General features: G+C 37.8%; 19 protein-coding genes and 1 tRNA gene. 16 read left to right on the top strand and 4 right to left on the bottom strand.

Annotation, left to right across the window (positions count from 1 at the left end):
• Positions 1–7: 7 nt before the first annotated feature.
• The 3 genes from J9318_RS01025 to J9318_RS01015 are packed head-to-tail and all read left to right on the top strand — an operon-like array spanning position 8 to position 1721.
• On the top strand, positions 8–286 hold the full coding sequence (locus J9318_RS01025) for a YkoF family thiamine/hydroxymethylpyrimidine-binding protein (RefSeq protein ID WP_210560663.1): 279 nt from the start codon (positions 8–10) through the stop codon (positions 284–286).
• A gap of 6 nt (positions 287–292) precedes the next feature.
• Entirely contained in the window at positions 293–907 is a 615-nt protein-coding gene (pnuC, locus tag J9318_RS01020; RefSeq protein ID WP_210560662.1) for a nicotinamide riboside transporter PnuC, read from the top strand.
• Positions 900–1721 carry a phosphotransferase gene (locus J9318_RS01015; protein WP_210560661.1) on the top strand — a complete coding sequence of 274 codons (822 nt, stop codon included), beginning with the start codon at positions 900–902 and terminating at the stop codon, positions 1719–1721. Before pnuC ends, J9318_RS01015 begins: the two co-directional genes overlap by 8 nt.
• Before the next feature lie 16 nt (positions 1722–1737).
• Here J9318_RS01015 and J9318_RS01010 read toward each other — a convergent pair whose 3' ends face one another.
• Entirely contained in the window at positions 1738–1920 is a 183-nt protein-coding gene (locus tag J9318_RS01010; RefSeq protein WP_210560660.1) for a helix-turn-helix domain-containing protein, read from the bottom strand.
• Between the two features lie 328 nt (positions 1921–2248).
• Between J9318_RS01010 and J9318_RS01005 the strand changes: the two genes are divergently transcribed.
• From J9318_RS01005 to J9318_RS00995, 3 genes are all read left to right on the top strand, one after another.
• Positions 2249–2323, top strand: a tRNA-Arg gene (locus J9318_RS01005).
• A 408-nt stretch (positions 2324–2731) separates the two neighbouring features.
• The gene (locus tag J9318_RS01000) at positions 2732–3184 is read left to right on the top strand and encodes a hypothetical protein (RefSeq protein ID WP_210560659.1); all 453 of its coding nucleotides are present in this window, start codon (positions 2732–2734) and stop codon (positions 3182–3184) included.
• 85 nt (positions 3185–3269) lie between these two features.
• The gene (locus tag J9318_RS00995) at positions 3270–4355 is read left to right on the top strand and encodes a hypothetical protein (RefSeq protein WP_210560658.1); all 1086 of its coding nucleotides are present in this window, start codon (positions 3270–3272) and stop codon (positions 4353–4355) included.
• Between the two features lie 73 nt (positions 4356–4428).
• Here the strand turns inward: J9318_RS00995 and dcm are convergent, their stop codons facing one another.
• Both dcm and J9318_RS00985 read right to left on the bottom strand, forming a co-directional pair.
• Positions 4429–6123, bottom strand: a complete 1695-nt coding sequence (gene dcm / locus J9318_RS00990) for a DNA (cytosine-5-)-methyltransferase (protein WP_210560657.1) — start codon at positions 6121–6123, stop codon at positions 4429–4431.
• A gap of 90 nt (positions 6124–6213) precedes the next feature.
• On the bottom strand, positions 6214–7641 hold the full coding sequence (locus tag J9318_RS00985; protein WP_210560656.1) for an MvaI/BcnI family restriction endonuclease: 1428 nt from the start codon (positions 7639–7641) through the stop codon (positions 6214–6216).
• 631 nt (positions 7642–8272) lie between these two features.
• Between J9318_RS00985 and J9318_RS00980 the strand changes: the two genes are divergently transcribed.
• From J9318_RS00980 to J9318_RS00960, 5 genes are read left to right on the top strand one after another with little or no spacing between them, the layout of a single operon-like run.
• Entirely contained in the window at positions 8273–11410 is a 3138-nt protein-coding gene (locus J9318_RS00980; protein ID WP_210560655.1) for a helicase-related protein, read from the top strand.
• Positions 11403–13205, top strand: coding sequence for a DUF1998 domain-containing protein (gene drmB, locus J9318_RS00975; protein ID WP_210560654.1), 1803 nt, complete (start codon positions 11403–11405; stop codon positions 13203–13205). The genes J9318_RS00980 and drmB overlap by 8 nt, the downstream gene beginning before the upstream one ends.
• A complete protein-coding gene (locus J9318_RS00970) occupies positions 13205–14695 on the top strand; it encodes a DUF5710 domain-containing protein (RefSeq protein WP_244731979.1) in 1491 nt (496 codons plus the stop codon). The genes drmB and J9318_RS00970 overlap by 1 nt, the downstream gene beginning before the upstream one ends.
• A 5-nt stretch (positions 14696–14700) precedes the next feature.
• Positions 14701–16242: a hypothetical protein gene (locus J9318_RS00965; protein WP_210560652.1), complete on the top strand. Its 1542-nt coding sequence runs from the start codon at positions 14701–14703 to the stop codon at positions 16240–16242.
• A gap of 25 nt (positions 16243–16267) precedes the next feature.
• Entirely contained in the window at positions 16268–18391 is a 2124-nt protein-coding gene (locus tag J9318_RS00960) for a 3'-5' exonuclease (protein ID WP_210560651.1), read from the top strand.
• A 330-nt stretch (positions 18392–18721) separates the two neighbouring features.
• On the opposite strand, the gene J9318_RS00955 is transcribed toward J9318_RS00960, so the two are convergent.
• Positions 18722–18880 carry a helix-turn-helix domain-containing protein gene (locus J9318_RS00955; protein ID WP_425314325.1) on the bottom strand — a complete coding sequence of 53 codons (159 nt, stop codon included), beginning with the start codon at positions 18878–18880 and terminating at the stop codon, positions 18722–18724.
• A gap of 196 nt (positions 18881–19076) precedes the next feature.
• Between J9318_RS00955 and J9318_RS00950 the strand changes: the two genes are divergently transcribed.
• From J9318_RS00950 to J9318_RS00930, 5 genes are all read left to right on the top strand, one after another.
• Positions 19077–19331 carry a hypothetical protein gene (locus tag J9318_RS00950; protein ID WP_210560649.1) on the top strand — a complete coding sequence of 85 codons (255 nt, stop codon included), beginning with the start codon at positions 19077–19079 and terminating at the stop codon, positions 19329–19331.
• Between the two features lie 34 nt (positions 19332–19365).
• A complete protein-coding gene (locus J9318_RS00945) occupies positions 19366–20487 on the top strand; it encodes a site-specific integrase (protein ID WP_244731762.1) in 1122 nt (373 codons plus the stop codon).
• 3 nt (positions 20488–20490) lie between these two features.
• Complete coding sequence (locus J9318_RS00940) at positions 20491–21348, top strand: hypothetical protein (protein WP_210560647.1); 858 nt, start codon at positions 20491–20493, stop codon at positions 21346–21348.
• Between the two features lie 149 nt (positions 21349–21497).
• A complete protein-coding gene (locus J9318_RS00935; RefSeq protein ID WP_210560646.1) occupies positions 21498–22070 on the top strand; it encodes a DNA-binding protein in 573 nt (190 codons plus the stop codon).
• Positions 22070–22369, top strand: a complete 300-nt coding sequence (locus J9318_RS00930) for a hypothetical protein (protein ID WP_210560645.1) — start codon at positions 22070–22072, stop codon at positions 22367–22369. Before J9318_RS00935 ends, J9318_RS00930 begins: the two co-directional genes overlap by 1 nt.
• Positions 22370–22372: the final 3 nt, after the last annotated feature.

Below are 22372 nucleotides of genomic sequence, written 5' to 3'. Positions count from 1 at the left end.
TATATTTATGAAACTAAGTGTAGAAATAAGTAAGTATCCACTAACCGAAGATGATTACGTGTCAGCGATTCAAGACTTTATTGATAGGATTAATACTTACAACGGTATAAGCGTTATAACAAACTATATGAGTACTCAACTGTTTGGCGACTATGATGTTGTAATGGCTGCATTATCTTCAGAGTTAAAACTGAGCTTTGAAAAGTACGGCACTAGTATTTTTGTTTGTAAATTTATTCCAGGAGATTTACAGGCAAAGTATGGCAATAAGTACGCAAGTAACTAGAACACTATGATTGAACAACTATTTAGTGGTTTTAATGCTATGTCCATATGGGAATATGTAGGTGTCTTTACCGGCCTACTATATTTACTATTGGCAATAAAGCAGAGCAGCTGGTGTTGGCCAGCTGCGTTCATCAGCACTCTTATATATATGAACTTGTTTTGGCAAGGAGCATTATTATTGGAGAGTGTTTTAAACTTCTATTATTTGCTAATGGCAATTTATGGCTGGTGGCAATGGAATGGTGGCCTAGAAGATAACAGCGAAAAACGAGTTCAGTCGTGGTCGTTAAATCGACATTTGAAGATAGTAATAATTCTTACTGTAATAAGTATTGTTGTTGGTTATCTTGCTGATCAATATACGCCACAAAGAATGGCTTATTGGGACTCTTTTACCACCTGTTTTGCTGTATATACAACCTATATGGTAACCCAAAAAGTATTGGAGAATTGGATTTACTGGTTTGTTATCAATCTAGCATCCATATACCTTTATTTTGAAATGGGCTACTTACCAACAGCCGCGCTGTTTGTGCTTTATACTTTTTTAGCCATCAAAGGTTATATAGAGTGGCGAGACGAACTGCCTGAGCCGAAGAGAGCTGCAACGGTTGGATAAGTTAGCAATAAAACAAAAGCTAACTGAGCTTTTTGATAGCCCAGTTAGCTCTTTTCAGCTAGAAAAAAATGCCCGTAATTTGGTATATAAAGCTCAGCTTGAAAATAATCGTGTATGGTATTTAAAACGAATCGCAGAAACTAACTATGTGCACGAATTATCAGTGTCATGTTTAAATCTATCTAAGCCTTCACCTATAGCAGTACCTCAAGCTTTAGTGATAGAGCATGGCAATATTAGATACGCAGTGCTTAGCGACGTACCCGCGATTTCACCGATTATATATAGTACTGACAGAACTAACCTAATCACTTGCTTGAGGCACGTTCATTCATTTGGGCGTTGGCCCGAGCTTCAAGATTTACAATTACCTAACCCCGTTTTATTGCTTGAAAAATACTTACCGAACAGTGGCATGCCCGTTAAAAGTAAGTTATTTGACTGCTATAACACGTTATCAATTAGTAAATACCGAGGAGTGCTACATGGTGATTTATCACTAGGCAATATTTACCACAGCAAATCTGAAAAAGTAGGAATAATAGATTGGGAGTACGCTAGTTTTGGTGATGTTCGTTGGGATTTGGCAGCGTTTGCAATTGAAAACCAGTTGACGCGACATGAGTTCCATCAAATATTGGCAGACTATGCTAAGCAGGCTGGGTTTAGTTATGTCGATTTTTCTTCTGACGCAGATATTTGGCTAGTATATTATTGGCTAGTCACCGTGGATTGGGCCGAAAAAAATAACTTTAAATCACAAGAGTATCGAGATCTGCACAATAACATAACCTCGATAATCCAGCAGTTCTAAGCGCTAGGGGTATCACTCAGATGCCACCTAAACGCAACGCAATTTCTTTGTATTTTTCTACGTCTGCTTTTTCAAACAATGGGTTTCCATCATCATCTTTATCCGCTGCATTTAATAAATGCTCTCTTTCTAAACGAATAACCCGAACATCTTTAACACCTAAAAACTCTGCAACTTGATCCACCGTCATTAATGACATTGGTTATCTCCTGAACATAATTAAATAAAATTTAGTAAAACTATAGCTGATATTTACGAAACTATAGTAAAAGGCACGAGTTTTTTTAACATAATTTTGCCGAGAATAAAAATTAACCGTCTAAAAACCAACACGCTAGACTCAATCTTTTAAAGTGCGTATGATTCCCCACATCTTAACTGCTCCCGTAGTGAAGTGGATATCACGCGACCCTCCGGAGGCTACGCCATTTGGCAACTCCCAAATTGAGGGTTACGCCGTTTTGGCACAAATGCACCAAATTTGAAACACCTCGACGCAAGGTCGAAAATACAAAAAGTTAGTAAATGCTCCCGTGGTGAAGTGGATATCACGTGGACCTCCGGAGTCTAAGTCACAAGTTCGATTCTTGTCGGGAGCGCCATTCTACAAAATTCCAATCTTTAAAATGTCCGTAAACCTTGTGACCAAAAATCGCTGAAAATTGGCTCTGTGACCAGATTGTGACCAAAATTTTTTTGAACCGCCCAATAATTTAATCCGCATTTTTTATCGCCGCTATTAATCTTTAACGATAAGCCAATATTGAATGTTCAACGTATTAAAGTTAGTACGAGTTGACGCAACTACTCTATAGGTCAGCATTGAGTGATCTTCGGAAGGTCACACTGACCGTGCTTGTTTTAAGGATCTCTACCTGCAATAACTAGAATTACTTCATTTAAAGTGTTAAAACATTAAACGCTTTTATTTTTATGTGCAGCCTAGGTGTTTTTAAGTGGCTGATTTAAAGAGAGTGCTGGATAATACACAGGTAGCTACCTAGGAAATTATGAAGAAATATCAACTTGTATCTCCACTATCTGAAATAGTAGATCAGGCAGTATATGAAAAGTGGCTAGCCAGAAAAGCAAGGGCACACGTAAAAAGGGATCGTGAGCGCGGAAATGACTCTGCAACAGTTGCAGAATATAAAGTAGAAATTCATCGAGCTGTTATAGAGTCTGACGGACTTGACGCATACACTCTAGAAAAACTTGATTGGTCTTTACTCAGTAAATATGACAATGAACAATCTAAGCTTCATGGAAGAAACTATAAAAAATTATTTGCTATGCTGCCATCTGTTGATCATGTTGATGATGGGTTAGGAAAAGCAAATTTTAAGATATGCTCTTGGCAAACTAATGATGCCAAAAATGATTTAGCATATTCTGAGTTTGTTGAGTTGTGTAAAAAAGTTGTGCGAGTAGCAACTAACAAGCCAATAAAGCGGGACTGCTAACGCTAGGCTCGGTTCGGCTTCACTACACAAGCTTAGCCGATAATTTTCAGCCCTTTACTTGGGGTTTACTGCCAAGGAGTATGTTTTGAGAACGGTTTTAAATGGACTTACTGGTGCAAAAGGGAGTGCTACTGAATTCGAAGAATCTCAAATATCTGATGAGACCATAACTGAGTTATACGTTGGTGGCCGTTTACCTGCTGTGATTTTGATTCCTGATTCCCTCGATGACCAAAGTAACCCCAATAATGAACCTCCTATTGCAATTGTACTTGGTAACTTTGGTGCCGAATTAAGGCTTCATAAAGTTGTAAGTAATGATCAGGAACGTTGGGGAATGACTCTTGGGATGGAAGATATTTACGGAGAATATTCATACTCTGTATTTATGCTGAAAATAATGTCCACAGACCCTGTAAAGTACCCTATAAACTCTCACATAGAAGACGATAATGGAACTATAAAGCATATTAAGGTCGTAAATTTTGCAACAAAGTTTATTGAAAAGTTTATCTATCTTTACAAGGTTATGAATGATTCAACAAAAGATTGGATTCCTGAAGTTAATGTTTCAAGACTGAGTCCCTGGCACAAAATGCGTGGTAAAAATATTAAAGGAGAAAGTGTATGGGAGATGGGAGTTTATGATAAGCGTGGAACAGGGGTTATGCTTGGCTGTGACATGCCTAAAGACAAAATGCTCTCATTACAAAACGCTCTAACCCAAGGTTATTTAGAAGATCCCTCTACAAAATATAGACAGCTCGCTAATAAATACAGGCGACAACAAGATTTCAATACTTTTTGTGTCTTTGCTGTTATTTCTTTTGAACACTGGGTCTTTAGGGAAGTTAGACGAGCATTATTAAATAGAGGTATTACAGAACAGCAGATAGATGATCAATTTTACTTAGAGACTAAAGGTAAGAAGAAAAATATTAGTAGGGAAGAAGCAATTGCTCTTGTTACAGGTAATAAAGCCTTTAAAAGCAATAAGCATTATCAATCTTTTATTGATATTGTATTAGATTGTAGAGACTCTATTGTTCATGGAAGAAAAGTTGAAATTACCGAAGAGTGTGCAGATAAAATGATTTATATAATTAAAGACTTGATGGAATATTTAGCTGAAACAATCCATCCAAACAGTACTCTTAACATGAGGCTATAAATCAAAGGTTGTTAATGGCTCTAAGCCGTCCTTTGACTCCAAAACCTCTTTCCACAAACAAGCTATTAAAGAATTAATACTTTTTAATCAAAGGCTCCAATAACTTAGCGACTGAACGAAAAACAGGCACGACAACGGAGTTACCAAATTGTTTGTAAGCTTTATTGTCGGCACATACGATTCTAAAGTCAGTATCAAATTCAGATTGACGGTATTTTTCGGGTTTTTCGAACCCCATAAGTCGTGCGCACTCTTTGGGCGTCAATCGGCGAGGGGTTTTGTAGCTTGCGTCAAAAGATGGTGAATATCTTCCCTTTTCTTGGTCATACGCTTTTTCTGCTTCTTTTATCCAAAGCTTATATTCATCAACTGTGCAGTTAGGTTCTGATTCTTTTTTAGAGTTCGCATATTCGACCGCAAATGCTTCGCGTTCTTGATTCTTTTCAATCGCGGCAGGTTTGTTGTCATCTAAATAGTCTTGTTCAACGCCATTTTGATTGATTAGAATTTCAGAACCATCTTTATAATATCTAGCAGACAGTGTTCTTGTTGTTGCGTTTGGGTCTGTTGGGTCAACCATGCCGAATCCGAAGCCATTACCTTTTGTCTGGTGCTTCAGAGCGTAATGGTAAAGATAGCTCCAAAGATTTTCAGTAAGTGTGTACTTCTTGCGTTGCTCTTCTTTTAACTCACATAGGACTTCAGCGAGTGTCAATCTCGACTCCGGATAAAACCGTGCAACATCTTTCAATGAGAATTGAGCAAATTCCGGCTTGGATTTTAATAAGTCTTTTCGTATACCTACGATGACAACACGTTCTCTGTGTTGGGGAGTGAACTTTGCTCCATCAATAATAATTGGTTCAGGTTTTCTTTTTCGGACGACCGCAATTGCTTCTTCAATATTAGAACCTTGGTCAGTAACATCAGATATAAAATAACCAAGCTTGTCTAATGCTCTAATGATAGTTGCAAAAGTATTGCCTTTATCGTGATTCTTTAAGTTTTTAACATTCTCTAATACAAAAAACCTTGGCTTCCGAGCTTCTAACACCTTCTCTACATCGAAAAATAGTGTGCCTTGAGTTTCACATTCAAAGCCATGCGCACGACCTAAACTATTTTTCTTGGAAACACCAGCTAATGAAAACGGCTGGCAAGGAAAGCCTGCTAGCAATACATCATGTTGTGGAATATGTTTTAGGATGTGTTGCTTTCGTTCATCTTCGTTGAACGCATGGTCAGAACTTTTTGTAATTTGCGTTATGTCCATGAACGACTGATTCTTATCAGGGTTTTCTTCCGGAGTGTCTACAAAGTAGGGTAATTCAGACTCATCTACAAAGTGATTAGAAAGGTACGTTTTTCTTGCGTCTGCGTCCCACTCACTAGTAAACACGCATTTACCACCTATTTCCTCAAACCCTTTGCGAAGACCGCCAATACCAGCAAAGAGATCAATGAATTTAAATCTCGGGTTGTCCCAGTGAGATGGCTTTTGCGGTAGAAGGGCGAGTTTAATTTTTTCGATTGTATCTTCGTTTATTAATATATTGCTGCTAGAAGGGGCTTTCTTCCACGCGTTAAGTTTTTCACGTGAAATTTCTTTTAATGATAACCCTGTTTCTTCGCAGTTAAGCTTTAGAGCTAAAGTCTTTTGATCATAAATAGTTAGCAATAATTTAAGCAGTTTATCAGTTTCATTCTTCTGTTGATGAATGCGCTCTTCAGCAACTTTATCTGCTTGGATGATTTCTTTAACGTACATTGCTAGTTTTCTACTTCGGGGATTAATAAGTGGAATCTATCACACATTACTCCCTTTTTTCCACCTAGATCTGATTTTTTATACAGTATCTTATTTTTTAACTATTTCTACTTCTTCATACAACTTTTCAGCATCTTTAAAAATATTGTTTAGTCGCCATTGGGAGCGCTTTTTAGTTTTAGACAAGTCATGCTCTACAAATTTAGGGGCAGGATCAAAGACGATAGTCCCATCGTAAATTGCATTAAATAAACGAGAAATATCGGTTCTTTTACACCAAAGTACTTCATCAGAAAATGTAACTTTGTGTTTGAAGCCAGATGTAATCTCATCGTTATCTGTGTTGTCAGTTTTTGTTGCTGGAACATAAACGGTTTCATTATGTTTAACGCCCCATTTATTTAATAGCTTCTCAAATGACCAGCTTGCAGCATCGTTTCCTTCAGAGTCAACGAGTGAAACTCTGAGTGATTTTACTTGTTCATTAATATTCCGGTTTGGGTCGTATTCAGCGTCTCGGAATGTCTTCGTTTTTTTATCAACTAGGACCTTACAAAGAATTTTCATAGTTAAGCCTGTCTTTGGCGTAAGGATGTTGCATCGGTGTATGCCCGTGAACCTAAATACACCTTGCTCCTTTTCATAACCATACTTTCTCATGAATGCTTTGAAGTCTTGTTTATATAGTCCACCGTCGGGTTCTGGTGTAAATAAAGTCACTTTCTTTTTAGATATTGCTTTGAGTTCAATTCCGAAAATATCACCCTCTCCATCAGCATTTGGTACTATTCCTAGTGCAGCTTCTAAGGTGTAGCCGCAAACTTGTGTGCTATTAAAAGGGATCTCTTCACCAGCGGTATTAAGACGACAACCTTTCATTGTTTTTCCGAGAGCGTGTTGGGTCAAAGCACTTTTAAGTTGTTCACTTCTGTTATCTGAGCGTCCTAGATTAGAAAACTTAATAACTCCAGATGCAACCGCGTCGTCTAGCTTTTTGTATTCGTCATTAAAAGGCTCTTGTGGATCCACGACCATTATCGCGATAGCTGCACCGGATTTAGTTGCACCGATAAATAGATACCTACTCTTCATTTCAGGCCGCTTTGTATATTCAACCGACATCGAGCGTGGCATTTCTCTTATTTCGGTTTGAAATCGAGAAAGGCGGGTTTCAGGGTATTGTGCATAAAGTATTGCTTTACAGTCATTTACTTTATGAAGCGAGCCATTGACGGAAACCCAAGAAAAATCATTAAAGATGGCCTCGGGAATTCGCTCTCCTGGCTTTGACGCATATTTTGTAACACTGGTGCTTTCATCGCGTTCATTGAACGTCAGGTCAAACATGGAATTGAAAACACTTATATCTTTGTGAATATAAACCTGGTTTTTATCGTTATTGTTTTTCGCCAGCTTCTTGATAATTGCAGTTTCACAATTGTGGCTTTTTAATATTTGGAAAACGTCTATTACAGATGAGAGCCCAACATGGTCTAGGTGGTTTAAATCGTAGTTCACTAATAAATCCGTTTACTTATTGTTTATAAATAACATTTTGATAATGTGAGATTAACAACGATTATCGAGCAATTAAAGTCGTTTAAAACCGAAAGTCTTACCTTTGCATAAATCTGTGATGGGTTTGAAATTGGATTTTAAGACAATAAATTTGGCGTCCATGTGCTCAAAAAGGAACAAATAAATTAATAACAAATGTGGAAAAGTTTGTTGTTAGCGATATGGTTGTAGTTTGATATTTCCAATGCAGAGATTCTACGTTAGCATCTATGCGCCAAAGAGTTGGGGAAACCAACCACAATAAATCATAACATTCTCTAATTAGGTGGCCAAAATCACTGTGTCACTACAGAACCAGTTCAGTGTTATTGCGTCGATCCGATGGAACGCATTTCAAAACTCATTACTGGAGATAAGCTTTTAAGTTTTAGCTATATATTAATCAATCGCAATCAAATATAAGTCTAATTTAATTACCTGTACTAAAAGCTATTCTTATGTTTCCATAACCTCTAAAATATGCATTCATTAGAATAATGAAATAAAATAATATCAATAGTTTACATTGCATATTTCAATTGATATAAAAATTGTCATCAAAATTAGTTGTACTAGTATAAGGAAGTAACAAGTGCAGAAAAGTGCGTTTATAGAAGCTCGTGAACAATTAATTGAATATTTTAGAAGTCAGCTAATAGGGCCTCAAGGGGGCCCTGAAGAATTAATCAAAGACTACCCACACAAACGTTATTTGATGGGTACGCTGTTTCCTCCAGCGGCGTGTACCGATGAATCAGATGAAGATGATAGTGAAGGCTCGACAACCGAAGCATTAAGTAATGACTTTAAACCTTCATCTATGGCTCTTTCATTTGCAGTTTCGCCTGATACTTCTCTAAAAATAGATGTTTGTGCGGGTAAGTATTCTAAGGGGCAAGACAATCAGTGGCGAAGAGAACCGTTGTCTTTTTCACTCGATATTAAGTTAGATGAAAGCGGAAATAAAAAACACCCTCTATTCAATGGAAATGCAAGACTAGATGTAACTGTCAGGCGCTATTTGAGTGGAAATATAGTTACCATTGCTTTTTCGAATCAAGCCTCATCTGGAGAGCGCTTGAACCCAGAAGATTGCTTGTTTCAAAGTAGCATCAAAGTCAAAACCCTGAAAGGATGCTTTAAAGAGTACCCTAGCAGCGATAGGTTTAAGCTAGATTATGAACAAAAAGAGCTAGAACTAACATACAGAAATAGGGTTCCATGGGCTGTTGGTCACGGTATAGCGGTAGATTGGGATGATATTGAGCTTCCGAGCGAACTTCGTACCCAAGCCATGCCTTCTCATGAAGTTAAAGGATTTACTACTGAACTAGATTTACCTGACAGCTCAGGCCTAACATCGGAGACTTTGAGTATTCACCGCATTGCTGATATTGAAAATTACTCCTCAAAGTCTTTATTGAGTGATTATGAACTATTAGTAGATGCCTATCGAGAATGGATCGATGGCCTTGACGGCACACTTCTTGAGAAGAGGTTTTCAGAAGCAAAAAATAAAATTATTAAACAACTTAGAAATACTGCTGAGCGGATGGATTCTGGGATCTCGATGTTGAGAGCTAATCCGTTAGCTATGAAAGCATTTCGTCTAGCGAATAAAGCTATGTTGATGCAAATGATCCATTCAAGTAGTGATTATGCAGGAAAATCAAAACCAAAAAATTGGGGTTACAATACGCCAGATTATTTTGGCAAGGAAAAGGTTGGTAAATTTAATTGGAGGCCATTTCAGTTAGCGTTTCAATTGCTTGTCATTGAGTCATTGATTCCAGACAAAAATGGAAATTTTTCTTCATCCCATAATCAAGTAGATTTACTATGGTTTCCTACAGGTGGTGGTAAAACAGAAGCCTATCTTGCTGTAGCCGCTTGGGAAATGATATTTCGTCGCCTTACATTAGCTAGTCAAGGAGGCGGAACAGCAGTAATTAAGCGCTACACTCTTAGATTATTAACTTCACAGCAGTTTCAACGTGCTGGTAGTTTAATTTGTGCTTTAGAAATATTAAGAGATTCCGATGAGGAAACATTTGGTAAAGAGCCTTTTAGTTTAGGATTATGGGTGGGTTCTGCTAGTGCTCCAAACTCCTTTAAAGATGCCTATAAAGAATTCGCTCGAGAGCGCGATTCTGATGAACCTGAAAATCCATTTCAATTGCAGGCTTGTCCATGGTGTGGCACGAGCATATTTCCTAATAGCCATAGCGAAGATTCAACAGACTATGGGGTGAACTGTAACCCTAGTAGCTTTTTTAGGTTCTTCTGTCCAAGTGAAAAGTGTGAATTTCATTCAAAACTACCAATTCAAGTTGTTGATGAAGCCTTATACCAGCAACCCCCTACATTATTAATTGGAACTATTGATAAATTTGCTCGTTTGACTTGGAAAGCAGAAGCACAATCATTTTTTGGCTCCAACAAATCGAAGCCCCCAAGTTTAATTATTCAAGATGAATTGCACCTAATTTCAGGGCCACTTGGTACCATTGCAGGAATTTATGAAGCTGGTTTTGACAGCATTATGAAAATTAAAGGTAGTGAGCCAAAAGTTATTGCTGCTACAGCTACAATTCGAAGTGCAGAGCAACAAGTAAACAAATTGTTTGGTCGCAGTGTGAATATTTTCCCTCCGTCAGGGACAGATGAATCAGACTCTTTCTTTTCTAAAGAAGATAAAACTAATCCAGGCCGCATATACTTAGGTATTATGCCGTCGGGGCATACAGGGCAAACAGCAATGGTTCAAACCGGTGCTGCAATGTTGCAATCGCCGATTGAGCTAGGGTTGCAAGATAAGATATTAGACAGTTACTGGACATTGCCAATATATCATAATAGCCGCCGTGAGTTAGGTAAAACCATGACGTTAGCTAGGGATGATATTCCAGCACGTATAGAAGTTATTGCCAAAAACCATAGCGAATGTAGAACAGTCGACTTAGTCGAAGAGTTAAGTGCCAATGTCAAGGGATCTCGTATTCCTGAAGTACTCAGCAATTTAGAGTGTACAGTTCAACATGGGAACCCTGTTGATGTTTTACCTTGTACCAATATGATTTCAGTTGGTGTTGATATAGGACGATTAGGCATGATGCTTATAGGAGGGCAGCCTAAATCTACAGCTGAATACATTCAGGCGTCAAGTCGAGTAGGGCGTGATAAAAAAAGGCCTCCTGGAATAGTTGTAACCCAATATTCTCCAACAAAACCTCGAGATAGATCTCACTATGAAACTTTTAAAAGTTACCATCAAGCATTGTATCGATTTGTCGAGCCTACTAGCGTAACTCCGTGGGCCTTACCTGCAATAGAAAGGGCGTTGCACGCCTCGCTTATCTCTATAGTTAGAGTAACTGGGTATTTACAACGTAATGACAGTGCACAGTATTTTGATAAAGAATCCTCTGAATTTCAAAAAATTTTGAAAGTCTTTATTGAAAGAATAAGGCAATCAATGTTCGGGATGGATCCTAAGGAGTGTGACGTAGTATTCGATTATCTAGATAGTTTAGTCGATGATTGGCACGAGCGAGCAAATAGGAAAGATAAGCCAATTAACCGATATGAAGCAAGTAGCGGCCATCAGCACCGTCCTTTGTTTAAAGCATTCGATAGTGAAAAACATAGCGAAGCATGGAAAACTCTAAACTCTATGCGTAATGTTGACACTGAAACACATTTATTGGTCCGAGGTGAAAAAAATGACTAATTTACAGAGAAGCTATCGTAGCTCGCAGCTTATTAGCCCATTTGGCCCTGGTTCAATTATAGATATAGGTGACGAATCTCTAATACTTATGGATATTAGTCATTGGCCTAGGAATTTAGAAGAAATCAAACTAGATCGTTTGACGAAAGAAGCAGGTGTTTGGTCCTTGAAGAAGCCTCCTGTAGTTAAACAACGTTGGGGCCATGTGCACAAAGAAAATTCATTAACAACTTATAGGTTCCCTAGGTGGATGTTTTGTCCTAAATGCCGCTATTTAAAGCAATGGAAAAGAGAAGATACAACAAATGAAAATGGCATTCCTATATGTGGAAACAGTGCGTGTACAAAAAGAACTTTAGTCCCAATGCGTTTTGTTGCCGCTTGCAACAAAGGTCACTTGCAAGATGTCCCTTGGGATTTGTGGGCTCATATGAAACAAGGAAAAAAATGTAGCGCCCCAAAAGAGCATTTATATTTTCAGACAGTAAAAAATCAAGGCAGTGGTCTAGGCTCCCTGAAGGTTACATGTCGAAATCCAGGATGCGGAGCAAGTAACTCTCTTGCAGATATAATGAATGAAAAAGCACTGCCTATACCTTGTTCAGACAGGCAGCCTTGGGAGTTTAAAGAAGGTCACGAACGTTCTTGCGATGAGCCATTACATGTCCTTCAACGAGGGGCAAGTAATTTGTACTTTCCTGTTATTAGGTCTGCATTGGATATCCCAATAACTGTTTCATCTACAGGTAACCCAATAATTAATATTATAGGTGAAACAGATGATTACTTTGATCTTAAAAGAGCACTCGAAAATGGAAAAGAAAAAGTAGCAAGGAGTTATGCTGAAGAGTTAGCAGAAGAATTCGATTTTAGCGTAGAAGAAATAATTAACGCCGTCAGCAATAATGGCGAAGCAAGCAGAGAATTTAAAATACCTAAAGATGAAGACTTACGACTTGCCGAATGGGAAATTTTAAGTAAAGGCGACCCTCGAAGTTTGCAAACAACAACCTTTAAAGCTCGAAAAGCAAAATGGGAAGGAGAGAAAACGTTTGGTTGTGAAAATTTAATAAAGCAAGTTGTCCTATTAGACAAGCTTAGAGAAGTACGAGCATTCTGCGGTTTTGAAAGGATTAGTCCTAGCGATGACATTATACCAATGAAAGATACAAGAACTAAATATTCTTGGTTACCTGCTTGTGAAGTCTATGGTGAAGGGATATTCATTGAATTTAATGCAAATGCGCTGAATGAATGGGAAAACCTAGAAAGTTCGTTTATAACTCCAAGACTTCATGAGGTGGAGCGACGTTGTGGAGAAATGAAATCAACTTTCTTACCTTTTCCATCTCCTAAATTTATAATGTTGCATACTTTTGCCCACCTACTAATTAGACAACTTAGTTTTGAAAGTGGCTATTCAAGTGGCTCTATTAGAGAAAGGATTTATTCTTCAGAAGGTCAAGCAGGGATTCTTATATATACGGCGGATGGTGATTCAGAGGGGAGTTTAGGAGGGCTTGTGCAACAAGGAGAAGCCAACAGGCTTTTCCCTGCAATAATAGCTGCTTTAGAAACTGCAAATTGGTGTTCTAATGACCCTGTTTGCAGTGAGTTAGATTCTCAAGGGGTTATGGGATTGAACAAGGCCGCTTGTCATTCATGTACTCTAATTTCAGAAACAAGCTGTGAACACAATAACCTTCTCTTAGATAGAAAATTATTGATAGGAGAGAATGGGGAGCATGGCCTTTTCAGCTCGATTATGAATCAAGTCTCTGAGGGGCATTATTGATGCAAATGCCAAATGCTAGACAGATCAGTGAAGAGCAACAAGATATTTTTGAAGACGCGCCTATTGATGGGAGTATACTAGTTACGGGCCCACCAGGTACCGGCAAAACAGTGATAGCTTTCCTTCGTGCTCAAGTTATAGCAAAAAGGAACTCTAATGCTGTAGTTTTGATGTTCAATCGTGTCCTTAGGAAATATACGGAGAATGTTGCTTCGACTATGGAAGGTAATATACATTCGAGTACATTACATAGCTGGCTCCCTAAATGGTGGAAAGAGCATAAAATAGAAAGGGTTAGTGATACGTACAACCCTAACGATGAAGCTCCTATCTACCTTGATATAAGTTATGCCGAACGAGAATCAGTTAAAGTTTTGGGAGCGCGTTTTGATGGTAATTATAAAAAGTGGTATGTGAATTCTAGTAATTTTAAATCGCAGTGCTGGAGAGAATTTGACGATAAAAAAATAATATTTCTTGAAAATACTTTCCATGATAGAAAACAAGTAAAAATGGCTGGCGCCCGATATGAGCCATCAAAAAAGAGTTGGTGGATTACGGCAATGCAGCTTAAGCAAAGCCCTAATGACTTCAATAAATGGCTACCTTCAGAAACTACGATTGATCCACCTGAAATATCTAAGTGGGTATTTCATTGGGAGCAAATGTTAGATATGTACCTCGAGTCTGATAAAGGCAATCATATTGATTGGGGACACCTAATAATAGATGAAGCGCAAGACTTCAGTCCAAATATGTTTAAATTTTTAAGGTTGGCTGCTAAACAGTTAAATGAGGGTGGCCTTACTATTTTAGCTGATGAAAACCAAAGATTAGAGGAAGGCAGTAATTCATCAATTGATGATATTAGGAGTGCACTGAAGATAAAGAATGAGCGCGAATTTAGCCTTACAAAAAATTTTAGGAACACTAAACAAATTGCAAAATTATCGAGTTACTTTTACGTAGGGCTTGACACAGGGATGCCTGAATTGCCTGAGCGAGAAGGCAGTGTCCCGAAATTAATTACAACAAAAACAGATACCGAACAAGTAAGTTACATTAAGGCTTTTCTAAAGTATAGAGGGGCTCAAGAAGTAGGTATCATAGTTGATTCCGAAGAGGATCGAACATATTTTGTAAAGATGTTGACGGAAGAAATCAGTAATTATAAGGTTCAGTCATATACGAGCAAAAATGCAAAGGAAAGTGAATCTCTTTCATTCGATAAGAAAGGGATAATAACTGTATTAAATAGAAGGAGCTGTAAAGGTCTTGAATTTGATATAGTATTTGTCCCTCAACTTCAAAATTTTTCATTTAATGATACAGATTTGACCTCTTTTAAGATGAATTTGTATGTCATTTGTTCTAGAGCTCGTTCAGAATTATTTTTAATGAGAACGGAATGTGGAAGGTGTGAAGGTTCAATTCTAGAGCATATTCCAAGCATTGACTCAGGACTGATAGAATACAAAGCAATGGATTAAATTTAATGAAGCACCTTGCCGAAGAAGTATTCGTACTTCTACCCAAAAAGTATTTTAGTCGTTATGTACTTGCTTATGAGGTTATTCCAACTTCATTTTGTATAAACGTATCCGGTAATTTAGCCGTCGACTTTTCAACATTGATTTCGATGAAATCTATGGGGGTATTCAGTGATGACCTTGTTGCACTCAAACTGTGTGAATACAGTCCTGATAGATTTATATCGTTTTCTTTGGTGGACAGAGTCGTCTTTCCGTCTACTGAATCGTTAAATACTTTTCTTGAAAGACATTATGAGAATTTCGATATAAATAACTTGATTTGTGACGTTATAGACTCATCGCAAGAGAACAAGTTAGCGCTTAAAATAGAAACAACTTATCCAAAAGATGTTAGCAAACTAGAGTTCACTAATGAAATGATGTTTGAAGATGGTGTTACTTTACTCGTTCATCGCAAATCTCTTGTTGAAAAATCTAACCCTGATTTTCGAACCAATCTTTTGGAGAGAAGTTGCAATAAACAGGATTTGATTAGCTTTTTACTTGAAGTTAATGGTGCAGATAAAGAAAATATCGAACTAGCATGTACTTTTTTTAATATCTGTTTAAATAATGGTGTTGATGCGGGATGGGATCCTGCGTTGATATATCAACAGATAATAAATAACTCTCCAGCTGAGGTGCAAAACTCTCCTAAATTTAAGCGATGGACCTCGATAGTATCAAGCATTCTGGAAGGAAGCGATATTAATCTAAAGTTTACAGATGATGGAGTGACTTTATTAAGAGCTATTATTTTAGTTCTGCTAAACCCCACTATAGAAAGTCTAGGCGCTATCAAAGAACAGATGAAAGAAAATATTGGTCAAGAAGTTTTTAATTTATCAGAAGCTTTTGTCTCCATAAGGTTTGGCTATAGTTTTTTGAGTTCGACGGAAAGAGAAAATTCTAGTCATTTTCGTTCTTTTATCCAAGACTTTCGAGCTGGATTGCTTAATAACTCATTATCAGAGTTAATTTCTTCATCCAAAAATAGTGCTTCTGCAGAAAGTGCACCTAAGGCTAATAACGATTCCAAACCTCAAATAGATTTATTTGATGACTCTTCTACTGAAATAAAAGCTCCAGCCTGTATTAGCGATGAAAGTTCTAGTTTTGATATATCAAAACTTGATTGGTTAGAATTATCTGATAGAGATTTAGGTAATTATAAAAGCTATATCATCAAAAATTTAAAGGCAAAAGCTGGCTTCGAATTAAGCTTGTTGTGTAATAATAACTTGTCAACGCTTTCAATTTGGATCTTAGACTTTACAGATGAGGCTAAATCCAAAAAATATAGTGGCCCGATGGCAAAAAATATTATTGCGGTTCAACCTTCATTACCACATGGGGTTAGGTTTGAGATCACCGAAATTGGGTTGATAATTCAATTGCCTGCAACTTGGTTTGATACTCCTAATCTAAAACAAGATTTAAAACACTTAATAACCTTATTGAAGCCTTTAGATATTTTCCTAAAGTCTAATAAGTTTTGTGATTAATTTATATCTAATTTGAAGGCGTATCATGGATGTACAAGTTGCCATTTCAATTGAGTGTATGAATGCTTTTGCCTCAATTCCAAGAAATGCTCAAAATAGGGTTTTACAGTTTTTCTCTAAGTTTATGAGAAACCCTATGTCTAACGGCATCAACTATGAAAAAATAAACAATGCTGCGGATCCATCATACCGTTCAGTACGAATTGATCAAAACTTCCGAGGAATAGTAAAAAAGCCTGATTTCGGACATACTTTTTTATTGGTATTTGTAGCTAAACATGATGACGCATATGACTGGGCATGCAGAAAGAAGTGCCAAGTCAATGAGTTTACGGGCTCAATGCAAGTTTTTGAAGCTAACACAACACATATTGAAGAAGTTCCACTTTCGCCGAATATTTCGAATCTAGATAATTCGGCCAAAATTTCGATAGGATTAACTCAAGAAAAGTTGCAGCTGGTCGGAATACCAAGTGAATATATATCTGCGCTACTCAATGTTACTACCCTAAACCAGCTAGAAAGCTTTCAATCAAAACTACCTGTGGAAGCCTACGAAGCTATATATTTATCCGCTATGGGTGAAAGTTGGGAAAATTTAAAGCAAGAGTATTGTAAGAAAAGTGATGAAGCTGTTGATATCAACGATTTTGCAGCAGCGCTGAGCCGTGATTATTCTCAACGTTTTTTTAAAGTTATTGATGGAGAAGAAGAGCTAAATAACATGCTTTCAAAGCCATTAGAGCATTGGAGGGTTTTTTTACATTCTTCCCAACGACGATTAGTGGAAAAAAATTGGAGCGGTCCAGTACGCGTTTTGGGGGGAGCAGGTACAGGCAAAACAGTAGTTGCTATGCATCGCGCAAAGTGGTTGGCTGAGCGGTGTGCTAGTACAAATGAAAAAGTACTTTTAACAACATATACAGCGAACCTTGCAGCAGATATTAAGAATAATTTGTCAAAAATTTGCTCAGCAAAGATACAAAGAAAAATTGAGGTTCAAAATATTGATAAATGGGTCTTAGAGCAATTAAGGAAAACAAAATATCCATATAATATATTATTTAATCACACTCAAGATTACATATTTTTTTGGGAAAAAGCCTTTCAATCGGTACCTCATGATCTAACATTTCCAAATATTTTTTATCAAGAAGAGTGGGAAAAAGTAATAGTTCCTCAACAAATTAATTCCGAAGATGATTACATTAAAGCCTTTAGAACAGGCAGAGTAACTAGGCTTAATCGCCAACAAAGAACTCAAATTTGGCCGGTTTTTGAGGTGATGATTTCTAATTTGGTTCAAAAAGGTTATCGAACATTTAATCAGGCAATGCTAGATGCAGTTCAATTGATTGAACAAGGAAAAATGAAGTTAGGCTACCAGTCAGTGATTGTTGATGAAGGACAAGACATGGGGCCCGAGGCGTTAACGCTGCTTCGTAGTGTTGTACCTAAAAAACAAAATGATTTATTTATTGTTGGTGATAGTCATCAAAGAATTTATAACCGAAAAGCAATAATGAGCCACTGTGGAATTGATATAAGGGGGCGAGGAAACAAGTTAAAGATAAATTACAGAACTACTGAACAAACACGAACCTTCGCGAGTGCCATTTTGAATAACATGCAGGTCGATGACATGGATGGAAATTTAGACTCTGATACTGATTACCATTCGCTTACTCAAGGAAATGAGCCAACTATTGAATTGCTAGAATCTAGAAAAGATGAAGTCAACTGGTTGATACGGAATATTGAAGAACTTAAGAATAATGAAGTTCTGTTAAGTGATGTCTGTGTCGTATTTCGGATTAAAAAAGAAAGAGATTACTTTGCTAGTGAGGTTATAAAAAACGGTGTTGATGTAGAAGTATTAGGCAGAAAAAATGATGAACGTGATAAACAAGGAGTTAGATTTGCTACTATGCACAGGATAAAAGGGCTAGAATTTCGCTATGTTTTTATCTGTTCAATGAATGAAGGGATTATGCCTCTCATGAATAAAAAGCAGATCGATGCAATGGGAGAAAAGGCCTACAACGATTGTGAAAGAGCCCTCTTTCATGTAGCAGCAACTAGAGCGATAAAAAAACTTTATGTATCTTCTTATGGTGAACCGAGTCCGTACCTAAATAATGTTATATAGCAATACCCACAAAGGTGATGAATATCATAGAGTCACTTGTATATTATCTGAAAAAAACAACAGTTAATATTACGATTAGCTAAGCTAAGAAAGTAAACCGTCAGTTTTTAGCCATTTGATTTTTGGTCACTCTATGGGGATTTAACATAATGAGAATTTAATTCGCCGCTTTTACATAATGTTCCAACTCAATTATGTCCGGAAACAATCTAGCTCCTATAAACAATTGTGACATGCAAGAGCTTTTCAGGTTCGCACTATTTTCCCACTTCTGACTTACGTGCGGAACCGATTTTTGCAAAAAAAATAAATATTTTGTACGCTTCGGAATTAACCAACTTTCTCCAACAACTCTCCAACTTCACAATCAAACAAATCACACAGCTTATCGATCGCATCAAGGTCGATTCGTTGTGCTGTTTCTTTATAAAGTAGCGTAACAGTATTTCGATTTAGACCGGTTTCTCTCGCTACGTCCATTATCTTCATTTTTCTCTCACCCATGAGGCGAGCCAAGTGACACCTAATCATGCCGATTAACCTCTTAAGTAGCATAATGTCATTTAAAATAACAAAAAGTTATTGACAATTGCATTTTGAGATGCATAATGTCATTTAGGATGACAAATTGAATTATTGAATAAACATTTGTCGCCTAACTTAACATTTGTTTTAGGAGATAGCTATGCAATCAGGTTCAAATTTTGTAACGACACTAGAGCTTTCAGAATTAATCAAATACGACACCCGCACCATTCGCGAACGTCTAAAAGACTCAGTTCTGCTTGAGGGTATTCATTACATCCGTCCATTTGGCGGCCGTAAGATACTGTACAACTGGGAAGTGATTCAACGAGATATGTGCAAGTTTTCCAAACAAGCCATGGCGATTCCGATGACAAATGGTGGTTCAGTCGTTGGAGGTCACAATAATGGCTAGCATTAATGTTAGGAAGGAAACGGGTAAGCTCTATATGGACTTTCGGTATCGTAATATTCGATGTCGAGAGCAGACGGAGCTTAACGATACGCCGCAGAACCGAAAACGTCTAAGTGCATTCCTCGACAAGATAGAAGCGGAAATCTTGTTAGGAACGTTTGATTACCAAGCGACGTTTCCTGAGGGCTCAGCCTTGAAAAAAATGCGTTCTGTCGTGAACAGGGTGACGTCGTTGAATAGCAAACCATCTTTAGTAGAGTTCGCTCGCACTTGGATTGATGAAAACAAGGTGCAGTGGGGTAAGAGCTATGTGAAAACGGTGACTAATATTACAGAGAACCGTTTATTGCCTTACTTTGGCAACATACCCATCGACGAGCTAACCAAATCACAAATTCTGCAGTTTAGAAATTACCTCTGTGAAATCAAAAAAAGCAATGGTCAGCCATTCTCACCAGGGCATATCAATCGGCACCTCAAAATTTTGCGCGCCATTTTAAATGAAGCCGCCGATCGGTTTGACTTCAAGTCACCACACCAAAAGATAAAGCCGCTTAAGGTGCCTAAGTCTCATATTCAGCCATTCACTGCGCCAGAGATCAGGTTAATCCTCGACAACTGTCGAGAGGATTTTTATGAGTACTTTCTAATCCGCTTTTTTACTGGCATGAGAACCAGCGAAATTGATGGGTTGAAATGGAAGTATGTGGACTTTGATAGGGCCGAAATACTTATCAGAGAAACGATTTCAGACGGCGAGTCATCTTACACCAAAAACGACTTTAGCCAGCGCGAAATTCATATGAGCGACGAGGTCTTTAAATGCTTTAAAGCAATGCATGCAAGGACAGGGCATTTGGAATATGTGTTTGTCACTAAAGACGGAAAAACGCTTGATCATAACTCAGTCACAAAGCGGGTTTGGTATCCACTTTTACGATTGGCAGGTATAGAAAAACGAAATCCATATCAGATGCGCCATACCGCTGCGACGTTGTGGCTAGCATCAGGTGAATCACCAGAGTGGATTGCTAGACAAATGGGGCATGCAAATACCGAAATGTTGTTTCGTGTGTATTCGCGCTATGTGCCCAATTTAACTCGAAATGATGGCAGTGCAGCTAACAGAATGTTTAAAAACGTATTGGAGAAATAAGTTATGGCAGATCGCAAAACAGACCCTAAAACCAAAAATTTACAAAGCAACATTGAGCCAGCATTTCGCTTTAAAGGGAATTATTATTTAGTTGGTCAAGTCACTAAACCCGATTCAAATGGCAATTTGGTCAGTGTGCTACACATCTCTGATGCAACAAATCAATTGAAAATATTTTGCCGCGACCAGCTCTGTATCTCAGGTGACTTGAGGCCAAATAGCTTGGTACATGTAGAGGCGCAATTGGTAAAAGGTCAGCGAGGAGTTTATTGGCAAGGAAAATATATAGAACCCGCAAACTTCAGCTTAATTGGGCGGCACCTAACTTATCTGCCATCGGCATTATGTCCTGTGGATGGGGGCACTATTCGGCTAATAGAGCTAGTCTCACGTATTTCAGACGCTAACCTTCGAGTCTTCGTCCAAAAGGTAATAATGCATCCTCACGTAGCTGTACAGTACTTAACTTGCCCAGCAAACCTTTATGAAAATTATAACTTTGCTGGTGGCCTGCTAGCAGAAGCTATTCAAACAGGGTACGCCATTACAATGTACTCGAGTTTAACGCAAGAAGAGCGTGATTTAGGATTGGTTGCTGCTTTAATTGGCAATATAGGCCTTACACAGACATTTACTTCAGATCTCAAAGAGACAGCACTTGGAACCATGATAGATGGTCGTAAATTAACAATTGAAATGTGTCGAAATGAACTTTCTCAATTACATCAAGTTGCGCCTGATATCTCAGCAAAGCTTCAAAATTTATTAACGTTTACAGACACCAAGCCCACTCACTTATCTGATGAAATTAACAGACTTATTATTGTGGTGGAAGCTTGCAGAACACTCCCTAGTTTCTGAACACTGCGGACTAAAGAAACTAAAGAAACTAAAGAAACTAAAGAAACTAAAGAAACTAAAGAAACTAAAGAAACTAAAGAAACTAAAGAAACTAAAGAAACTAAAGAAACTAAAGAAACTAACTCTATTTTGAGTGTTTGGAGATGAAAATGTCGAGACCACCAGAAGTTTCAGAAAAAATGATTATCGATGCAGGATTGAAGATCCAACAAGCCGGTAAAATTCCTAACCCAGGCTCAATTCGAGCGGCTTTGGGATTCAAAGGAGGCTTGTTACGCATTAAACAGGTATGGCATCAATATTTAGAAAAACTAGAAGGGAACAGTGGTTTAGATACCCTCCAGTCAATTGCTTTGGATGACTTGCCTTCAGATATATCAGAGTACGGTTTTCAGATGATAAACCAACATAAACAACAGCTTGAAACGGTCATCACTCAGTCTTTTATACGCTGCCAGACTACATTTGAATCAAGACTCGAAGATACGAGTAAGAAGTATCAACAAGAGATAGACAACTACCAGCAGTCAGAAATCTCGGCCGACGAATCAATACAACGTCTAGAAAAAGAAGTACTCGAGATTGAAAAAGAGCGCGATAAGTTAGCTAAACAAAATGCAGACCTACTGATTGAAAACTCCAGTTTAAACGGGCAACTCACCGCCTATGCTTCAGTTTCAAACAAAGTAAAATTAAATAATTCAGCGAAGGAGTCTAGCTAATGAAATACTCAAACTATACCTTAGAGATATTAGAAAATAATGACGTGCCTCAAATAATTTTACTCAAGGCGTTTGCCCGTTATGCGTTCGACAGTGAAGATATCAGTCAGTTGGCGGATAGTACTTATAATATAGACAATGGCATGAATGACGTTAGAGCTATCTTCCCACCAGAAACTAACTCCATTGCCTTTATCTGTCGATATGAGCGCGATATAGATAAAGTCGATAAACTAGTAAAAGGCTTTTCTTTGGGCTGGTGTGACTTCTGTAGGGCAGTGCGACAACAGCGAAAGTAACTA

The organism is Psychrosphaera aestuarii (assembly GCF_017948405.1).
Taxonomy (GTDB): Bacteria; Pseudomonadota; Gammaproteobacteria; order Enterobacterales; family Alteromonadaceae; genus Psychrosphaera; species Psychrosphaera aestuarii.
This window is presented reverse-complemented; position numbering and strand designations above follow the sequence as displayed.